The sequence below is a fragment of the Halomonas sp. HL-93 genome, from assembly GCF_900086985.1.
Taxonomy (GTDB): Bacteria; Pseudomonadota; Gammaproteobacteria; order Pseudomonadales; family Halomonadaceae; genus Vreelandella.
The window spans coordinates 1,323,321-1,342,947 of the sequence record NZ_LT593974.1 but is presented as its reverse complement, the minus strand read 5'-3'; the positions used below and the strand labels follow the sequence as shown (position 1 = coordinate 1,342,947).

Below are 19,627 nucleotides of genomic sequence, written 5' to 3'. Positions count from 1 at the left end.
TGTGTTATTAAAGACGCTGAACCGCTGTCTGCTCAGCTGAGGTTGGCGCGCTGTTGATCAAACGCCGCCTAGTCTATCAAAAAGCCGTTTCGTAGCGAGAAGGAACCATCCGGTGCGCATCCGTTTTATCGATTTATCCTCATTGGCGCTACATCCGCTGGCCATCGGCATGGCGAGTCTTGCGCTAAGCGGTTGTTTCTACGCGAATACCTCGCAAGCCCCAATCGCCACTACCTATCCGTACAGCGAACAGCAACGCATGCAGGCTGCCCATCATTGGAATGTATTGGCCCGCCACGAGGCCACTCAGATCCTCCAGCGTGAGCGCGTTCGCTTCCGAGATTTGCACATAGCTGAAGCATCTCAAGACACACCCCATGCCTACAGCGGCGGGGAATTTGGCCGCGGTTTTCGCACATTACTGACCAGTGAGCTAGTCTCACGCGGTGCCAATCTTACCACCCAACCGCAACCTAACAGCGCCGAAATTCATATTGGCGTTGAAGTAGTCGAACACCGTGACCGGGACTTCGTTCGCCCGCCGGTTGGTGCATTCACTGCGCTGGCAGGTGGTATTGCAGTGGCCGCCATCCCGCTTAATCAGTGGGCTGAACCTGCCCTGGGCCTGATCCCCGCCGCCATAGCCGCTGACGTCACCAGCGGCAGCTGGACGCACACTGGCGAAGAAGAAGTCATCATCACCACCCAGATTCTCGACGGTGAGCATATCCTCTATTCTTCGTCGAACATCTACTACATTAACCGCGGCGACCGGCGTCAATACGCGCCTGACCGTGTTCCTTCCGCACCGTCAACGCCGTCGGTCTCGATTACGGACAGGTGGTAATGCGATGTCCATGATGTCATTTGCCTTTACTTATGTAACGCGCCCGCTGGCTGCTGCCAAGTGGTTAACTGTCAGCCTTTTGGTACTTGGCCTTGCAGGCTGTAGCTCGCTTGGCGGCAACAATATGCAACAGCAAGAGCCCGATCCGGACCTACCAGAACTCGCTCAGGCAGCCGCTGAACAGATGGTGGCGAGTAACCCCGACCTGACGCGTTATAGCCCCATGATTGCCGCGACGTTTGTTAGCATCGACGACTTGAGCCAATCCTCTACCTTAGGGCGCATGAGTTCTGAACTCATGGCGTCGGCACTGGGGCGTCAAGGCATGCAAGTGCGCGAGGTCAAAATGCGCGACAGCATGTTTATCGAAGAGAGCGTGGGCGAGTTGATCCTATCACGCGAGGTTCAACGCTTAAGCGCCCAGCACGACGCGCGCTCCATTCTGATGGGCACCTATGCTCAAGGGCAAGACTATGTCTATGTCAGCGCGCGGGTGGTACGCTCCGGTGATGCGATGGTATTGGGCAGTGCCGATTTCAAGCTGCCGCTTAACAATAACACGCGTAGCTTGCTGGAGGGGCAAGGCGGCTGGTAACCGCCCAGAAACACATGGACCCGCGACGCTTAACGTCGCGGGTCCATGGCAAGAGTATTACAGTCGCTTATCGCTCAAGACCTTAGGCCTGCTTCACCTTACTGATAATCCACAGTAAGACAACGGCCCCAACAATGGCGGTGACGAGCGATCCTATAAAGCCACCTGCTTGTAGACCCAACAGGCTAAATAAGAAGCCGCCTAGCACGGCACCAACAATCCCGACACCGATATTACCCAGCACACCAAAGCCGCCGCCCCGCATGATGTTGCCGGCAATCCAGCCAGCCAAACCACCAATAATTAACCAAGCAATAAAACCCATGTCGCCTCCTTTCTGTACGTGTGGTTAATTTTACGCTGTTTACTTGCTTGTTCTAACATAGCACACAGCGTTAAGGTCTCGCGCTAATATTCATTGATTGATAGTGGCCCTGCTGAAAAAGGATTGCCCATGATTCCCGACACCCTCCAGCAATTGCTTGACGGTGTAGACGGCCAACAGACGTCTCACTGGCAAGGACGCGAGCTTGTCTTGTTCAACGCCCCCTGGGGTGAATTGATTATATCGCTGCAGGGTGCTCAGGTGCTGCACTTTCGCCCGCCACAGGACCGTGGCTGGCTGTGGGTAACCCCCACACCGCAACCGATGCCGGGCGCCATCCGTGGCGGCATTCCGCTTTGCTGGCCGTGGTTCGCCGATGAGCGCTACGCTGACGAAACGCCTGACCGCAGCGGCACCTTCCATGGTTTGGCACGCCACGCTGAGTGGCGACTCGAAGCGGCGGATGAGCATGCCGAAGGGATCGAGCTCCACCTATCCCCAACCCAACGGTTGCATTCGCAACTGACGGTACGCGCAATTATCCAAGCCAATGCACAGCGCCTGGCCGTCGAATTGATCAGCGAAAACATCGGCGACACCCCGGTTAAGGTGAGTGGCGCACTGCATTCGTATTTGGCGGTCGATGATGCACATCAATGTCGCCTGGAAGGGTTAACCGGGGCACGCTATCTCGACAAGCTGCGTGACTTTGCGGAAAGCGAGCAGCAAGGCACGCTGGCGATTCGTGGCGCAGTAGATCGCATCTATCACTCCAATGAAGCCGTTATGCTCCACGACGGCCCGCGCACACTGCGCATCGGCAAACAGTCGAGCGATTCCACTGTAGTATGGCACCCGGATCAGCAGCCACCCGCCGATACCTCCATCGACGCTGCCAAACGTTTTGTGTGTGTAGAAGCTGCGAATACCCGATTAGACCCAGTATGGCTAGTTCCCGGTGCTCAGCATTTATTAGGCACCACATTAAGCAGAGCGTAGCGCCACGGCATTCCTACCCTTAATTGAGGACATCGCGCCATGCGCCAGCCGTTACGTCGCGAGCTGAGTAACCTGATAGAACGTGGCCGGGATCGCCAGCTTCGCTTGGCGGTAACCGGTCTCTCCCAAGCCGGCAAAACAGCCTTTTTGACCTCGCTGGTGAATCAGCTTCGCCACGCGGGAGTGGAGGCTCAATTAGACCTACTACCGGCGGCACGCGAAGGGCGCTTACTCGGCGCACAACGACTAAATCAGCCGGACCTAGGCGTACCGCGCTTTCCCTACGACCCGGGGATGGCCGCGCTACGCGATACCCCGCCCCGCTGGCCTGAGCCTACCCGGGGAATTAGCGAACTGCGCTTGCAGTTACGCTATCGACCCGCTCAGCAGGGCTGGCTTTCGCCGGACATTGCCCATCTGACACTGGACCTATTCGACTACCCCGGCGAGTGGCTGCTCGATTTACCGCTGTTACAGCACGATTTTTACAGCTGGTGCCAGACCCAGCCGCAGCACTCAGGCGATCAACGCCGTGGGCTATTTAGCGAATGGCTTGCCGAGGTAGAAAACCTCGACCCTGCTGCCGAGGCGGACGAAGCGCAATTGGCAAGCCTTGCTGAGGCTTACGCACAGGGCCTAAGGCGCGCAAAGCAAGCAGGTTTTTCCAACCTTCAGCCGGGGCGTTTTCTATTGCCGGGTGAACTCGACGGCGCGCCGGTCTTGCAGTTTTTCCCGCTGCCCCAGCTCACTATGCCCAAAGAGGAACTTGACGCACTACCGCCTGACAGTGTGTATGCCACCTTGGCGGCGCGCTTTCGCTATTACCAGCAGCAGGTGGTACGGCCTTTTTACCGCGACCATTTCCGTCGCTTTGATCGCCAAATTGTATTGGTGGACGTTTTGGGCGCCCTTAATGCCGGGCCTGAGCGGTTCGAAGATCTTTCCCAGGCGCTAAGCCAACTGATGCAAAGTTTTGATTACGGCAAGCGCAGCCTGCTATCCCGGCTATTTGCGCCCAAAATCGATAGGCTGGCCATTGCGGCCACCAAAGCGGATCATGTCACGCCCGAGCAGCATGGCCATGTTGTGCAGTTGCTCGAAGCCTTGTTAGCCGAGCCGCTTAAGGATTTACGGTTTGCCAACGTGCCCGTCAAGGCGCTCTCGCTGGCCGCCATTCGCGCTACCGAGGCGCGTGAAGTGGTGCACAATAGTAAGCGCTCGCCTGCTTTGAGAGGCACAACCCTTGAGGGTGAAGACGTTCTGGTGTATCCCGGCGATGTGCCGCCCCGCTTGCCAACGCCCGATTTTTGGCAACAGCAAGGCTTTGACTTTCCCAGCTTTCGCCCCATGGACACTGAGTCTGACGCGCTTGCCCACATCCGCATGGACGCCGCCATCGACTGGCTGATTGGAGATAAACTCACATGACCACCCCACAGCCACGTCGGCACTTCAACCTTGATGAACCCATGGAAACCCGCGATGGCCCTGATGTCGAGCTTCGCCAGCGCGAAACGTTTGCGCCTACCGACCATCACCAGCCCCTGCCCCCCACTGCCGAGGAAAAAGCCCTCCCCGAGGCTCGGCTGGGCGCGCCGCGCAAACGTCGCTGGGGACTTATGTTGGCGCTGGCAGGTGGCGCAACCCTGGGGGTTCTTGAGTTTGTCACCGGCATCCCCGAGGCCCTAAGGCAATCCCAATGGATGACGGTGGCCTGGCAGGTATTTGGCATTGGGTTGATTGGCCTGGGCGGGATATCACTGCTTAAAGAACTCGGCCGTCTTCGCCGCCTAAAGCGCCACGACCGACTGCGTAGCGACTTGGCCGAACTGCCCGAACGTTCGACCAAGCAGGCTCAGAGCATGGCTGAGCAACTCAAGCGGCAACTCAAACTGGCCGATGACGACCCACACTGGCAAGCTTTTAAACACGCCTGCCAGCCTCACCATAGTGGCGTAGAGATCCAGACATTGCTGCGCTATCACCTGCTAGCACCACGTGACCGCGAGGCACAGCGTTTAATCACGCGAATGTCCGGCGAAACCGCCATTATGGTAGCGGTAAGCCCATTAACGCTGGTCGATATGGCGCTGGTCGCCTGGCGCAGTCTCGCGATGGTGGACAGACTATGTCGGCTTTATGGATTGGAACTGGGATACGCCAGCCGCCTGCGGCTATTCCGCCACGTTTTGCACAACATGGCGTTTGCCGGGGCGAGCGAATTGGTCACCGACGCCAGTATGGACATGTTGTCGTTGGACTTGGCCAGCCGCCTTTCCGCACGCGCTGGCCAGGGACTCGCCACCGGGCTACTTAGCGCCCGCTTGGGGCTGCGCGCCCAGCGGCTATGCCGCCCCGTAGCGTTCACCCACGATGAACAGCCCAGGCTTGCCGACCTGCGTCAGGACCTGTGGCGGCAAATCAAACGGCTCGACAAGGAAGCGGGCTCGCAGGACCACTAACCTCGACATAAAACCTGCGATAACAGGGTAGTTCGAAACCGTCCATAATACCGCTGCGTTGGCAACAAGTTAGGATTCAACGCTAGTTAGCGCCATGATGGTGTTTCAACGCAGCATCTTCTGACCGACTAGAAGAGGTATTTTATGAATCACTCGAACGAGTCCGAGCCTGCTCCTGGGGCGAACGACATGCAGACCGACTATGTCGTCGGCCAGGACAATATCAAGGGGCAGCTCGGCCCTTTTGGTTTTGATATTCACAACCGAGTTTTCCTAGTATCTGCGCTTGCCTCAGTCATCTTCATTGTCCTCACTCTGCTATTTCCAGAACGTGCAGGAAACCTGTTCCAGTCCATCGTCGCCTTCTCTACGGGCACCTTGGATTGGTATTTCATGATCCTGGTGGATTTCTTCATTGTGTTCTGCCTGGCGCTGGTCGTGCTGCCTTACGGGTCGGTAAGGCTAGGCGGGCCCGATGCCCGTCCGGAGCACAGTTACCTGTCCTGGTTCGCGATGCTGTTTACCGCTGGTATCGGTATCGGCTTGCTGTTTTTCGGCGTGCTGGAACCGGTTTATCATGCCAACGTCTCTCTGCCGCTGGGGATTGAATCCCCTTTCAACGCCGATGGAGAGCTGAATCCTGACGCAATCGGCGAGGCCAGCGCCATGGGACTTGCCGGCACCTACCTGCATTGGGGGATCCATGGCTGGGCGGTGTACGTGGTCATGGCGCTGGCCTTGGGCATCTTTACCTATAACAAGGGCCTGCCCTTCTCGATTCGCTCGGCGTTTTTTCCGATCCTCGGCGAACGCGTCTGGGGCTGGTGGGGCCATGTGATCGATATTCTGGCAGTGTTCTCCACGCTGTTTGGCCTGGCGACATCGCTGGGACTCGGGGCTCAGCAGGCCAATGCGGGGATGAACTTCGTCTTCGGCCTGGAAGTTAGCACGACGACCCAGGTCATCGTCATCTTGCTGGTGACGGCGGTTGCCATGATATCGGTCTGGCGCGGACTCGAGGGAGGCGTAAAGAAGCTTTCCGAGATCAATATGGTCCTGGCCGTATTATTTTTCTTTTTCGTATTGTTTGCAGGCCCTACGCTGATCGCCCTAAGCGGGTTCTGGTCGGGGCTTTCGACCTATGTGACTGAGTTTATGCCTTTATCGGCGCCCTTCGGTCGGGACGATGATGACTATCGTCAGGCCTGGACAATTTTCTACTGGGCCTGGTGGGTCAGTTGGGCGCCTTTCGTGGGCATGTTTATCGCTCGAGTGTCGAAGGGCCGCACGGTGCGCGAATTCGTGCTCTGTGTACTGCTGGTACCCAGTCTGTTTATTTTTATCTGGATGGGCGTCTTCGGCTCCACCGCGCTTGATCAGCTCTATGCCAACCCAGCCAGTAGTCTGGTCAAGGAATATGTAATCGACAATTATAGGCCTGAACTGTCGCTGTTCGGCATGCTCAACGAGCTGCCGCTGACGGGGCTGATGTCGACCCTAGGCATCATTCTGGCATTGATCTTCTTTGTCACCTCCTCGGATTCTGGATCCCTGGTGATCGATACCATCACCGCGGGCGGTAAGATCGACGCGCCCCGTCCTCAGCGGATGTTTTGGGCGGTCGTGGAAGGTCTCATCGCGATCGTGCTGCTTATCGGGGGTGGTCTGACAGCGCTTCAGGCGGGCGTAACCGCCACGGCGATTCCGTTCTCCATCGTGATGCTGCTGATGTGCTACTCAATCATCAAAGCGCTCAATGGGGAATTGCGGCACTTACGCAGTTGAGATTCCACCATTCAAAAAGGGGTTAGCCTCGGAAGCTCCTCCGAGGCTAACCCCATTCGCCGCACATTAGCCGTCATTGTCTAAAATCATCCGGATAGCGCTTTTCCCTGCCGTCTGAATCGGTAAAAACAGGCCAAGGCGCATCTGTATTCACTGATTGATATTCAAAGGGTACCAATATCTCGCCTTCCGCTAGATGATGCCAAATTTTGCTCATAACGCGCGATAAACATATCCGTCGTTACACCAGTTTCCGATCTTCAGTAACTCAATAAAATGATGCGATGCATTAAGGCGCCACCTTGGCACTGCTCGACACCGTAATAATCTCGCCACCATGATCGGTTTTGCAGCCCAGGTAGGCGGTGGGCTTACCATCGTGGTTGGAGTGACTGGAACCTTCGATGATGGTGGCACCACAACCGGTTTTGTCACCTACCCGCGCCACGGGCTGGCCCTCTACCTGAGAGGGCGAACCGGAGACAATTTCCGTAGTGCCATGACCGTGGATGGGGCAGCGGTGTAGATCGCCTTTGCGGGCAACGGGTTTCATCGGCAGATTTCCCACTGGCCATCGCGGCGGGTGAAGTAGAGACTTACGTAGCTAGCACGACCTTCCTGTGAAACATTATTAAAACGAATGGGTTCACTTACCCCTTTTGTGGTCAGCCATGCCACGCGATTATCTGCTCCCAGGTTTAGCGTCATAGGCTCTTCGGGGAAATCGTCTAACTGGTAAATATCAGGATTGTCAAAATACATACTGTAGCTAAACCGATCCCGCACATAGTCTTCGGGGGTGCCCGAAGCCCGGGCGAGTTCTTTTGTCCTTGTCGACGCGGCCGCTAACAGGGCATCGTTATCGCCCGCTGCAAATAGCGCATGCAGTCGGCGGTATTCGCGGGTCAGGCTATCGCGAGTAGCGTCGTTGTCCTTTAGAACATCGCCTTCTTCCCAGCACCAAGTGGGCATCTGTTGACGGTTTTGGAACGGCACATGCAACCTGAAGTGACCAACATGATCCTCCCACCGAATACTATTCTCTACTGGTTGCAGGGGGGCGTTAGGGTCTCTTGATACGACTTCAGGCTCTACATCCTCTTCCTCCGGTTTGATCATGATTTCAAAAGCGGTCTTAGCCTCCGTATTCGGGTTTTGATCTGACTCCCAATACTCCATAGAGAGTCGTATCTCATGCCCCTCTGCAAAAGGCACTGGCCAAGCGTAAAATTGAATTTCGTTACGTCCATTACGCACATACTGAGTGACTGGCAGCATCGTATTCTGCGCACTAGGCTCGCCTTTGAAGTCGAGTAGAATATCTTGGATGTGCGTACCGGTGGCTAATCCATTGACGTTCCAGCGTACGCCAAACTGATACTCGGTTTCCTGTGCCATAGCTGGTGCACTAGTAAGTGTCAGCGCAACAAGCCAACCGTGAGCTATCCATTTCTTCATGCTATCAAATGCCTTGGCCAACTCTATAAACTGACACGACCCTTTAAGGCTCCACCTTGGCACTGCTCGATGCGGTAATAATCTCACCACCATGATCGGTTTTGCAGCCCAGGTAGGCGGTGGGCTTACCATCGTGGTTGGAGTGGCTGGAACCTTCGATGATGGTGGCGCCGCAGCCGGTTTTATCACCCACCCGCGCCACGGGCTGGCCCTCTACCTGAGAGGGCGAACCGGAGACAATTTCCGTAGTGCCGTGACCGGGAATCGGACAGCAGTGCAGGTCGCCTTTGCGTGCGATGGGTTTCATCGGCAGATTTCCCACTGGCCATCGCGGCGAATGAAGTAAGGCCTTACTCGGCTTGAAACATCATTCTCTTGAATATGATTAAACCTTATCGGGACTTGGACGCCTTCCGTTGTTAGCCATGCCACGCGATTATCTGCTCCTAAGTTCAACGTCATGGGCTCTTCGGGAAAATCATTTAACTGGTAGATATCCGGGTTATCGAAGTACATGGTGTAGCTGAACCGGTGACGCACGTAGTCTTCCGGCGTACCCGAAGCCAGGGCAAGTTCTTTTGTCCTTGTCGACGCAGCCGCTAACAGGGCATCGTTATCGCCCGCTGCAAACAGCGCATGCAGTCGGCGGTATTCGCGGGTCAAGCTATCGCGGGTAGCGTCGTTATCCTTTAGAACATCGCCCTCTTCCCAGCACCATGTGGGCATCTGCTGGCGGTTATTGAACGCGACTTCCAATGTATCGTTATCCTCGTTACGATTAAAACGAATACCGTTTTGCCGTGGCTGTAAAGGGGCTTCTGGCTCTATAGAAATGACTTCGGGTTCTGCATTATCCTGACCAGGCATCATGACAACTTCAAAAGCAGTTTTCGCATCGGTGTTAGGGTTGTCACCCGGCTCCCAATAAAGTAACGATACTCGTAGCTCGTGATCAGACTCATATTCAAGCGGCCACGTATATAACTTGACCGTATTCTTACCATTTTTGATGTATTGAGAAATGGGCAGAAGAGTATCCCGATTGCTCGACGTGCCGGAGAAATCTAACATAATATCTTGTACGTCAATCGAAGAGGCTAAGCCATTAACGCTCCAGCGTACGCCAAACTGATACTCGGTTTCCTGTGCCATTGCCTGTACCCCCATATTGAGCAATACCGATAAAACGAAAGTAATAAGTAATTTCATGTGATGCCTTTAACCTGCGTTGTTAAATGGATGAAACGTTCCCGTCCAGCTATCGGCCAAACGGTAGCGATGGGTTTCACCATCTTCTTGCCAGCGAGTACCGTCGTCCGTCTCAACCACTTGGGAACTGCTGTGCTGGGCTTGTCGGCTACGACCACCAGCAACTGGCTCATTCCCACCTGACTCTACATCCGCCTTTTTATACCCCTGTACACTGAGCATCGCACCGGCATGGGAAAGCTGGTAACCCCATTGGCCGTTTTCGATGGCAATTGTGATACTGCCGCTGGTTGCCACCTGAACGCCGTACTTGAATACGGTTCGCTCGGTGAACAGGCTGTCGAAGTACCCCATCATGCCGCCGCTGACCAGGGCGCTTAGGGTGATGCTCACCTGCCCTTCCGGTTGCTCGAAGGCGTTGACTTGTACGTTGTAGGTGGCACGAAGCATATTTTCCGTACCCTCGGGGCCAACACCCAACCCAACCTCCATGAATAAAGCGGGCATCAACTGGCCTTCGGCAAAATACACATTAAAGCCACCTTCAACACTTTCCAGAAACGTGACGAGCGCGGCGCCACCGCCGGTTCCCCTGGCGGCTATTTTCAATGCTTCGTAGATATCGAGCTGCACCCCACACTCATACGCTAGCGAAAGCCTCGGTGTAATTTCCCAGCTCGTTCCGGGGCCACCGCTCTCTTCCACCTGCTCAGTGGTCGCGCCCAGCATTAACTCCGGGCCACGGGTGTAGAAGCTGAATAGCTTGCTATCGTCATTTTCGGTGCCACTCAGGTTTTTGGCGATACGCTGCGACGCCTCGGTCAGAGTGCCAATAAATCGCTCAACCGTGTTTTGCTGTTGCCGCTGGCTCTCTGCTTGGCGAAGTGAGGAACCAGTATCAAGGGTCTCGGTTTCGCTGGGACTTTTACCCACGGTTATTGTGGTGTTTTTAGCACCACATACGACAGTGAGGTCAGCGTGGATGCCCCAGCCTTGCCGTGCGGTTACCTGCCTTACCCGCGACCCCATGCTCTGTTCTGCGGCGATCATACGGCCTTCCCTTTTTTCGACCGGACGGGTATCGATCGTAGGCGGCGCGATAGTCACCAAGCCGTCGAACTTTAGCTGCGGTAGCGTCACTGTCGTGAAATGGAAGTCGTTCGTGCCGTCATAACTGATGCGAAAACGCTCTTCGTTTACCATGGCGGTACGGTTCATGAGTACATTCAGCAACATGACGGCAGCTTTAAAGGCGAGCTCTTCATTCGTAGAGACCACCCCCATCAGCACGCTGGGTAGGGTGATGGGCGGAACGGGCTGGGTCATCACCGTAAAATCAACGGTGGAGGTCGCTCCTGGGGCGAGCGCAGTACCGTTAATCTCGTCGGTCCAATAGAGCGTGTGCTGCTCATGGGGGCAGTTGCTGGCCAGATTGATCGTTACTTGGCCTTCATCCTTGAGCTGCGTACCAGCTAGAAAATCTTCGAAGGTTCCCTCGCCCGTCACAAACTGATCCGCAACAAAATATATTTTGCAGTCCGTAGCAGAGAGTTCATTTTCTCCTTGCAGTACTACGCGGGTATTCTCACCGGCGTGGCAAACGACCTCCACCTGTTCGATACAAGGTGTTAGTGAGGCACACTCAACGCACATGGCGCCAAATTCAGGGTCCTGACGGCTTTCTTCGTCTGCGGGTTCCGGCGGAATCGGGCTTTCCGTGATTGGTTGCCCACCATTTGCCAAGAAGTCGTTGTAGTGGTTTTGGGCCGTGGCCGCTTCCAGTGCGTCACGCTGAACGTCGTCTGCTTGCATAGCATTTTGGATCGATCTTAGCGTTGTCGCAGGGCTGGAGAAGCGCTCCGGCTGGTGTTCCGCTAAATACGCAATGTCTTCGATGCTTGGTTGATAGCTCATGGACGTTCCTCGTCAGCGATGGGCCGATAGTTGTCTTCATGCTCACCCGATTGTGGATAGGGGGCTAGTAGCGCATGCCGTATACGCCCTCGAGGTAGCCACTCTTCTAATAGCTGGCACTTCCGCCAGCCAGCGAGTTTAGCGTTGTCGAGTATTCGCTGTGCGTCGGGGTGACGCTGGGGAAAGTCTGCACCAACCTCCAGCACACAAATGGCCAGCGTTTTTATCTGTTTTTTGGATTGCACCCCATACCGCTGCCCTAACTGTGTGGCCTCGATCACCGCACGCATCCGCTCACCTTCGGATACCTGGGGGTAACGCTCTTTGAGCGACCGTGCGAGGGCTTGGCTCGCCCTTGACTGTGCAAGCTCGCCAAAATGCTGGTACTCCGCTTGCCCTATCGCAAACTGCCGCCCCTGGCCGTTGACGGCGCGGGCATCGTCGCTAAGGCTGATACACACTAGGCATCCTTGCACCTCGCTGGCATCGGTATCCAGCGCCATCGCGGGTGCGAACTCAAGCTCAGGCGGCAACGCCATCAGGGGAGAGACAGGAAGGATCAGTGCCTCTATCGGTGCCATAAAAGCGGCCAGCTTCCAGGGCTCCAGCGCTTGGCCCATGTCCAGCGCCACTCGGGGGTCGTAAAAGCGAAAGTACACCGGGGCCTGATCGTTGGCGGGCGTCCATAGCATCGTGAACTTGCGCAGGTGGCTGCGCAGTTGCTTTATCGTTGCGTTTGATTGCAGGAGTATCCCCCAGTGCTGATCCTGGGGAAGGCTTTCCAGCCATTCGCGTAGGTCGCTGTCTGCTTCAAGGCGTACCAGCCAGGGGGCATTGGCCTGGGTGGCGGTATCCGTAGAGGCATAGAGGCAGGCGCTTTGGGCCTCGGCTTGGCCAAGGCGTGCCATGGCGTCCCGGCAGTTAACCCCGTCGATGACCGCCCATAGCGGTGGCTGATGGAGGGCAAACAGCGCTTGCCAAGTGATCTCCTGGTAGTTTACCGGCGGGAGGGTCACTGCGGGTTCGGGCCCGGGCGCTTTCTCCGATAAAAGGGGTAGCATCTCGCCATAAGCTACCGGCTGTTGTGGCGAGGTGGTGTGGGCCAGTTCCACCAGCCTTTGAACCAGGCCTTCGCGTCGACAGCGCTGAAGCAGGGTTTCAATGGCATCAAGGCGTATCAACCCCAGGCCATCATCGTGACACTGCTGCTGTAATAGCGCCCTTACCTGGGCTTCATCCTCGGCCAGCACGGCGGCGACGGTGACGGCTTCGTCGGCGTCCTCTTCCCAGCGTCGGGTGCTGGGGAAATGGGCCATGACATGGCAGCGGGCCAGCCAGTAGTCAGCCGTTACCATGGATTACTCCTCTTCGAGCGGGCAGTGGGAGACAAACGGACTGCCTTCGCCTGCGGCGGCCTCAAGCACAGCGGGGATGGGAGGGAGCGCCGCTGAACTGGGCGATGCCGAACCCACATTAAGGGTGGGCGTCACGTCTACGCTGCCGCCAGCAACTACCAACGCGGCACCACCGGCGACCAGGGTTATTTTGCTGGCATCCAGTATCAATTCGCCATCTGCTTTAAAGGTGATATCGCCGTTGGCATGTGTTTGATAGCTGCCACCCACCGTTAATCCGCGCTCGCCGTCTATCTGTTCGGTGTGGTTGGTGCGCACGGTGATATCGCGGTTGCCGTCGATAGTTTCGACGCGATCCTTGGCGACCGCCAAGTGGGAGTTATTGCCGATAGTCGCGGTATCGTCGAACTCGACCCGCTTCTGCCGCGAGTTGAGGACATGCAGTTCCATATTTTTCTGGGCGTGCATGTAGATAAATTCTTCCCCGGCCTTGTCTTCAAAGCACAGCTCGTTAAAGCCTTCCCCTTGGTGGGTCTGGGTTTTGATCGCTATGCGGGTTTTATGCTCGGGCAAGGGATACGGCGCGGTATTGGCGGCGTGGTAGGTACGGCCGGTGATCAACGGCTGATCCGGGTCGCCTTCCAGGAAAGAAACGATCACTTCATGGCCGATACGGGGTATCGCGATGCTGCCGTAGCCGCCACCCGCCCAGCCTTGAGAAACCCGCACCCAACAGCTGGCTTTTTCATTGGGTTCTGAGTCGCGATCCCAGGGGAACTGTACCTTGACCCGACCGTATTCGTCGCAGTGAATCTCTTCCCCTGAGGGGCCTACGACAAACGCTACCTGAGGCCCATCGACACGCGGTTTCACATTGAGTGTTGCCCGCCAGGCGGTGTCGGCAGGCCCTAGCACCAGCGTGTTGTGGTAGCGAGTCATCCCTGCGGTATCGCTACTGGAAATACTGTCTTCTTCCAACGCCTGGGGCTGTTCGCCGTGATGAATTACCTCGATAAGCTGCCAGTCACGATTGAGGCTGTCGTTATCATGGTCAGTCAGCGTAAAGCAAACGCCGGGGGCAAGTTCCGGCAGGTCACTCTCGGCGTGAGCGGTCACCGCTTCGCGGCGCAGGTGCTCTAAACGAATACGGGTAAACGGTTTGCCGGAGGCATCCTGTTTGTAGCGTCCAGGATAGTCATAATGTTCGTAGTCAGCTTGTTGACCGTGCTGTTCAACATCCTGCCCCTGATGCTCATGCAGCTGTGCATAGCTAGGGTTCTTGAAACTGTAGTCCTTTAGCGTCGCGGAGGAGCTGGCTACCCGCGCCGTATGGCGAAGCTTACGCACATGGCGCGTGGGCGGTGTTCCCCCCGCACGGCTGTGGTAGGTGCGCTCGCCCAGGCTGGGTAACGTTTTAGGATCATCGGTGAAGATGAGGCGATGCGCCCCTTCTTCGAAAGCATGGTAGTAGAACAGCCCTTCTTCGGCAGCCAGACGCTCGATAAACGCAAGGTCCGTTTCACGGTACTGTACGCAGTATTCACGCTCGGCTGGCTCGCGGGTAACATCAAAAGTGACGTCACTGACGCCGCGCTCCTGACAAAGGGTGCGGATAATCTCAAGCGGCGAGAGCGCTTGAAAGATGCGCGAGTTGTGACGCAGGAAGAGTCGCCAAAGCGCGGGGCGCATTACCAGGGAGTAGAAGGTGCGGCGGTGGCCGCGGTCGCCCTGGGAAAATTCGCTGACAATGCCGTGAATATGGCGCAGCGCTTCGCCGCTATGCCAGATAGTTAAGGTGGCTTCACGATCCAATAGCTCGCTGGCGGCAAGTTGGCCGTTGCGGCTGGCAAGGTTGAGCGATAGCTCGAAGGGTGCTGACAGTTTTTCTCGGTGGGAGAAATCCACCACGGCGATATCGTCTACGCCGGGCAAGGTGAGAGTAAAGGAAAGGCCGTTACCGTTCGCCATCACACCACTCCCTGAATCATTTTTTTACTAATAAGAGGCGATAAGGGTAATAGGATGGCGAGAGGTTGCAACGTCCTTCGGGGCTAGCGGGCTGGTGGGAGAAAAATCACGCGTTACTGAGCCAACCTATAAAATCAAATAAAAACAAATAGTTATTAAATATCAAGGCGCTCTTCGCATTAGTCTCTTGTAAGCCGTCTCTTACAAAATTTTCCGACATGGCTTACACAAACTTTTCAAAGGCGCCTCCTTTTAAAGCCTACCTAGAGCATCCCAATAGCAAGAGCTTCCTCCCACAACGTAGCGACACACTACGCTGTGGGAAGCTGATTCATTAAGCAATACGCTGCCCGGTTTCGGCATCAAATAGAATCGCCCGCCCCATATCAACACGCAGCGATAAGCGCTCCCCTGCAACCACCGCGCATTTAGGCCCAACGCGGGCGGTCACTTCCTGTTCACCCAGCGGTAAGCGCAGCAAGATATCCGCCCCGGTAGGTTCTACCACCGCCACACTGGCACTCAGCAGAGTTCCTTCGGCTTGGGACGTTAACCGCTCATCCTCTTCGCTGAAGTGCTCTGGGCGTAGGCCAAGAATGACCTGCTGGTTAAGCCGTTCGGCCATATCTGGGGCGATGCGCTCTTCCGGCCAGGGCAGCACCAGCTCATCCTCACCCGGCGTGGCAATGCGAAGTTGATAACCGCCGTTGTTATCTTCCAAGGTAGCGCGAATGAAGTTCATTGATGGCGAGCCCATAAAGCCGGCCACGAACATATCCACCGGGTTGTTGTAGACCTCGTCGGGGCTGCCAAGCTGCAAAATACACCCATCGCGCATCACCGCTATACAGTCGGCTAGCGTCATTGCCTCAACCTGATCGTGGGTCACATAGACAATCGTTGTGCCCAGGCGCTGGTGGAGCTTTTTGATCTCGGTGCGCATATCAACACGCAGCTTGGCATCCAGATTCGACAGTGGCTCATCGAACAAATACACCTTGGGTTCACGGGCCAGGGCACGTCCCATGGCGACCCGCTGACGCTGCCCACCTGACAACTGAGACGGTTTACGCTCTAGCAGGGGAGAAATCTGCAGCAGGTCGGCGACACGCTCGACGGCGGCCTCACGCTCGGGCTTAGGCACCTTGCGCATTTCAAGCCCGAAGCTGATGTTCTGACGTACCGTCATGCTCGGGTAGAGCGCGTAGGACTGGAACACCATGGCAATATCCCGCTCGGAGGGTGTTCGCCATGTGACGTCTTCGCCGTCGATATAAATATTGCCGCTGGTGACGGGCTCAAGCCCGGCAATGGCATTCATCAACGTTGATTTACCGCATCCGGACGGGCCGACCAGAATCAGGAACTCGCCGGAATCGATCGATATACTGACATCTTTCAGCACTCGCTCGGTGCCGAAGTCTTTGCGCACGTTGTGGATTTCTAACGCTGCCATAATGGTTCACCTTGTTATTGTTAGCCTTTCACTGAGCCGGCCGTGAGCCCGCGCACGAAGTATTTTCCCGCCAGCACGTACACCACCAGGGTGGGCAGCGCAGCAATCATCGCCGCCGCCATATTGACGTTGTATTCGCGCACGCCAGTTGAGGTGTTGACCAGGTTATTAAGTGCGACGGTGACGGGCTGGGTGTTGTGGCCAGAAAACGCCACGCCGAACAGGAAGTCGTTCCAGATTTGGGTGAACTGCCAGATCACCGACACCACGATAATCGGCGTTGAAACGGGCACTAAAATACGCCAGAAAATGCGGAAAAAGCCGGCACCGTCCAGCTTCGCCGCTGACACTAGTTCATTGGGTATGCCTACATAAAAATTTCGGAAAAAAAGCGTGGTAAAGGCAATACCGAACACCACGTGAACCAGGATCAACCCCACACGGGAGCTAGAAATGCCCAGCCACCCAAGGGTTTGCGCCATGGGAAGCAATACCACCTGAAACGGAATGAAACAGCCAAACAGCATCAGCGCGAAAACCAGCTCCGAGCCTTTAAAGCGCCATTTGGTTAGCGCATAGCCGTTCAGCGCACCAATCGCCGTGGAGATCAATACAGCTGGAATCACAATCGCGAACGAATTCCAGAAGTAACCGCCAACGCCATCGCAGCGCATACCGGTACAGGCCTCTCCCCAGGCTTTGGTCCACGGGGCCAGCGTCGGGTTTTGCGGCAGCATAAGCAGTGTGCCTGCGCTGATTTCACTGAGCGGCTTCACCGAGGTCATCAACATCACCACCAGCGGTAACAGGTAGAACAGGGCCGCGAGGATCAGCACGCCGTATACCGCCAGTCGACTGATGCGCGCAGCGAGCGTTTGACGACGAATCACATTAGCCATGCCGGCGACCCCTCAATTCGGAATACAGGTACGGAATAAGAATGGCCAATACACCGCCCAGCATTAGCATGGCACTGGCAGAACCCAGGCCAATTTGCGAGCGGTTAAAGGCGTATGCGTACATGAAGGTAGCGGGGAGATCTGACGCATAGCCTGGCCCACCGCCGGTTAGCGCGACGACAAGATCAAAACTTTTGATCGCAATATGCGCCAGGATCATCACGGCGCTGAAAACCACCGGGCGCAGGCATGGCATCACCACCCGCCAATAGATGCGCGGCAGGCTGGCACCGTCAAGCTGAGCCGCTTTGACGATGCTGTCGTCGATTCCCCTAAGCCCTGCTAAAAACAATGCCATGACAAACCCCGAGGCTTGCCATACGGCCGCAATTACCAGGGTATAAACCGCCATCTGCGGGTCGACCAACCAGTCGAACCGGAACGATTCGAAGCCCCAACTGCGAACCATCGCCTGAATGCCCAGGCTGGGGTTAAGTAACCATTTCCAGACCACCCCTGTGACGATGAAGGACAATGCCATGGGATAGAGGTAGATCGTGCGCAGTGCGCCTTCCTGGCGGATTTTTTGGTCGAGCAACATCGCCAGTAACGCACCAATGACCAAGCAAATCACCACAAACAGCGTGCCAAAAATCATCAGGTTGGTAGACGCCACCCACCAGCGTTCGTTTTGCATCAGCCGGGCATACTGACCAAAGCCAACAAAGTCGTAGCTGGGTAGCATGCGTGAACTGGTGAGCGACAAAACAAAGGTCCACAGCATGAAGCCGTAAACAAAGAACAATGAAATAGCCACCGAAGGGGCAAGCACCAAGCGCGGCAGCCACGCCTGCAACCCACTCGAGGTCGCGGCAGGCGGAGCAGGTTGCCCGGTAGGGGTAGGCGTCGAAAAGAAATTTTTCATGGAGAAACGTCCTCGCCAAGAAGCGGTGGCACCGCCATCACGGCGGCGCCGGTCAGCGCCTATACAGGTTGCGAATGAACGTTAGAACGAGGCCGCTTCAGCGGCGTTGACCAGCCGTTCAGCAGCTTCTTCGGCTTGCATGTCGTCGTCATTGAAGTAGTTGGTCACGACATCGAAAATAGCCCCCTGGACATCGGAACGAACGGCCATATTATGGGCCAGGCTAGGCACGAGACCACCCTCTTCAGCGGTGCGCTGAAAATCGGCTAGCGACTGTTGGGCACAGCTGTCGAACTCGCTCATGTCCAGATCAGGCCGCGCAGGAATCGACCCCTTTACCTTGTTGAACGCCTCCTGAAATTCAGGTTCAAGCACCAGGCGAGCGAGTGTTTGCTGTGCTTCCTGGACGTCTGGCTCAGTGACTCGGAACATCGCAAAGCTATCGATGTTGAACGTAAAGGCGTCTTCGGTGCCTGGAGCGGCTACACAGAGGTAATCTTCCCCGGCGGTCAACCCGGCTGCGGTGAACTCACCCTTGGCCCAGTCCCCCATCAATTGCATGGCCGCCTCCCCATTGATGACCATGGACGTAGCGATGTTCCAGTCACGCCCTGACATGCCATCATCCATCAGCTCACGGAGCTGCTTGAAGGTCTCAAGTGCCTCGATCATAGTGTCGCTCTCGATCGCTTCGACATCGAGGTCGACGAATACTTGGCGATAAAAATCACTGCCTCCCAAGCTGAGCACAACGCTTTCGAAAATGGTCGCGTCCTGCCAGGGCTGACCACCATGCGCGAGTGGCACATAGCCTGCTTCACGCAACTGTTCACCAACTTCAAACATCTCATCCCAGGTGGTGGGAATCTCGACACCGGCATCGTCGAACACCTCAGGATTAGCCCATAACCAGTTGACCCGGTGCACGTTGGCCGGGACCGCCACGTAATTCCCCTCGTAACTCATCATGTCGGCAACGACATCAGGCAACAATTCATCCCAGTCGCCTTGCTCAGCCACTTCATCAAGATTACCCAGCAGGCCCAGCTCGCCCCACTCCTGGATTGATGGTCCATTAATCTGCGCTGCCGACGGAGGATTGCCCGACATAGCACGTGACTTGAGTACCGTCATGGCGCTATCCCCTGCACCGCCAGCCACCGCAAAATCCTCCCACGTGTGGCCTTCAGCCTCGACGAGATCCTTCAGCACCCCTACGGCCTCAGCTTCACCGCCGGAAGTCCACCAGTGCAACACTTCAACTTCACCTGCCTGTGCCTGAGTTGTGGACATAGCGGTAACAACGGCAAGGCCGAGTAGTGTTTTATGAAACGAAGGGAATGGTGTGAATGCACGCATAGGGCGTATCTCCGATATTGTTAGTATATTGTCAGCCGTTTAAGAGACGACCAAAGATAACCATATCCCAT

Annotated in this window: 18 protein-coding genes; 6 read left to right on the top strand and 12 right to left on the bottom strand. The window is 56.1% G+C overall.

The genetic code is table 11. The features are described 5' to 3' along the window. Positions 1–169 precede the first annotated feature (169 nt). Both GA0071314_RS06060 and GA0071314_RS06055 read left to right on the top strand, forming a co-directional pair. On the top strand, positions 170–847 hold the full coding sequence (locus tag GA0071314_RS06060; RefSeq protein WP_074398451.1) for a hypothetical protein: 678 nt from the start codon (positions 170–172) through the stop codon (positions 845–847). Positions 848–851: 4 nt separating this feature from the next. After that, the gene (locus GA0071314_RS06055) at positions 852–1,442 is read left to right on the top strand and encodes a FlgO family outer membrane protein (protein ID WP_231896519.1); all 591 of its coding nucleotides are present in this window, start codon (positions 852–854) and stop codon (positions 1,440–1,442) included. Between the two features lie 82 nt (positions 1,443–1,524). Here GA0071314_RS06055 and GA0071314_RS06050 read toward each other — a convergent pair whose 3' ends face one another. Further along, complete coding sequence (locus GA0071314_RS06050; RefSeq protein WP_074395814.1) at positions 1,525–1,767, bottom strand: GlsB/YeaQ/YmgE family stress response membrane protein; 243 nt, start codon at positions 1,765–1,767, stop codon at positions 1,525–1,527. Between the two features lie 129 nt (positions 1,768–1,896). Here GA0071314_RS06050 and GA0071314_RS06045 point away from each other — a divergent pair, with 129 nt between their 5' ends. From GA0071314_RS06045 to GA0071314_RS06030, 4 genes are all read left to right on the top strand, one after another. Further along, entirely contained in the window at positions 1,897–2,766 is an 870-nt protein-coding gene (locus GA0071314_RS06045) for a D-hexose-6-phosphate mutarotase (protein WP_074395813.1), read from the top strand. Between the two features lie 39 nt (positions 2,767–2,805). Continuing rightward, positions 2,806–4,194, top strand: coding sequence for a YcjX family protein (locus GA0071314_RS06040; RefSeq protein WP_074395812.1), 1,389 nt, complete (start codon positions 2,806–2,808; stop codon positions 4,192–4,194). Then, complete coding sequence (locus GA0071314_RS06035) at positions 4,191–5,228, top strand: YcjF family protein (RefSeq protein WP_074395811.1); 1,038 nt, start codon at positions 4,191–4,193, stop codon at positions 5,226–5,228. The genes GA0071314_RS06040 and GA0071314_RS06035 overlap by 4 nt, the downstream gene beginning before the upstream one ends. A gap of 144 nt (positions 5,229–5,372) precedes the next feature. Then, positions 5,373–7,013: a BCCT family transporter gene (locus GA0071314_RS06030; protein WP_074395810.1), complete on the top strand. Its 1,641-nt coding sequence runs from the start codon at positions 5,373–5,375 to the stop codon at positions 7,011–7,013. A 289-nt stretch (positions 7,014–7,302) separates the two neighbouring features. Here GA0071314_RS06030 and GA0071314_RS06025 read toward each other — a convergent pair whose 3' ends face one another. The 11 genes from GA0071314_RS06025 to GA0071314_RS05975 all read right to left on the bottom strand — a co-directional run bounded on the left by GA0071314_RS06025 (position 7,303) and on the right by GA0071314_RS05975 (position 19,556). Further along, entirely contained in the window at positions 7,303–7,566 is a 264-nt protein-coding gene (locus GA0071314_RS06025) for a PAAR domain-containing protein (RefSeq protein WP_074395809.1), read from the bottom strand. After that, entirely contained in the window at positions 7,563–8,411 is an 849-nt protein-coding gene (locus tag GA0071314_RS06020) for a hypothetical protein (protein ID WP_082934317.1), read from the bottom strand. Before GA0071314_RS06020 ends, GA0071314_RS06025 begins: the two co-directional genes overlap by 4 nt. 103 nt (positions 8,412–8,514) lie before the next feature. Further along, the gene (locus tag GA0071314_RS06015) at positions 8,515–8,778 is read right to left on the bottom strand and encodes a PAAR domain-containing protein (protein ID WP_074395807.1); all 264 of its coding nucleotides are present in this window, start codon (positions 8,776–8,778) and stop codon (positions 8,515–8,517) included. After that, entirely contained in the window at positions 8,775–9,680 is a 906-nt protein-coding gene (locus tag GA0071314_RS06010) for a hypothetical protein (RefSeq protein WP_074395806.1), read from the bottom strand. Before GA0071314_RS06010 ends, GA0071314_RS06015 begins: the two co-directional genes overlap by 4 nt. A gap of 9 nt (positions 9,681–9,689) precedes the next feature. After that, positions 9,690–11,594: a hypothetical protein gene (locus tag GA0071314_RS06005; RefSeq protein ID WP_074395805.1), complete on the bottom strand. Its 1,905-nt coding sequence runs from the start codon at positions 11,592–11,594 to the stop codon at positions 9,690–9,692. Next, positions 11,591–12,949 carry a DUF4123 domain-containing protein gene (locus tag GA0071314_RS06000; RefSeq protein WP_074395804.1) on the bottom strand — a complete coding sequence of 453 codons (1,359 nt, stop codon included), beginning with the start codon at positions 12,947–12,949 and terminating at the stop codon, positions 11,591–11,593. Before GA0071314_RS06000 ends, GA0071314_RS06005 begins: the two co-directional genes overlap by 4 nt. Positions 12,950–12,952: 3 nt before the next feature. Then, a complete protein-coding gene (locus tag GA0071314_RS05995) occupies positions 12,953–14,917 on the bottom strand; it encodes a type VI secretion system Vgr family protein (protein WP_074395803.1) in 1,965 nt (654 codons plus the stop codon). Positions 14,918–15,251: 334 nt separating this feature from the next. Further along, positions 15,252–16,373 carry an ABC transporter ATP-binding protein gene (locus tag GA0071314_RS05990; protein ID WP_074395802.1) on the bottom strand — a complete coding sequence of 374 codons (1,122 nt, stop codon included), beginning with the start codon at positions 16,371–16,373 and terminating at the stop codon, positions 15,252–15,254. 20 nt (positions 16,374–16,393) lie between these two features. After that, positions 16,394–17,272 carry a carbohydrate ABC transporter permease gene (locus GA0071314_RS05985; protein WP_074395801.1) on the bottom strand — a complete coding sequence of 293 codons (879 nt, stop codon included), beginning with the start codon at positions 17,270–17,272 and terminating at the stop codon, positions 16,394–16,396. Further along, entirely contained in the window at positions 17,265–18,197 is a 933-nt protein-coding gene (locus GA0071314_RS05980) for a carbohydrate ABC transporter permease (RefSeq protein ID WP_172822092.1), read from the bottom strand. Before GA0071314_RS05980 ends, GA0071314_RS05985 begins: the two co-directional genes overlap by 8 nt. An 81-nt stretch (positions 18,198–18,278) precedes the next feature. Then, positions 18,279–19,556, bottom strand: coding sequence for an ABC transporter substrate-binding protein (locus GA0071314_RS05975; RefSeq protein WP_074395800.1), 1,278 nt, complete (start codon positions 19,554–19,556; stop codon positions 18,279–18,281). Between the last annotated feature and the right edge of the window lie 71 nt (positions 19,557–19,627).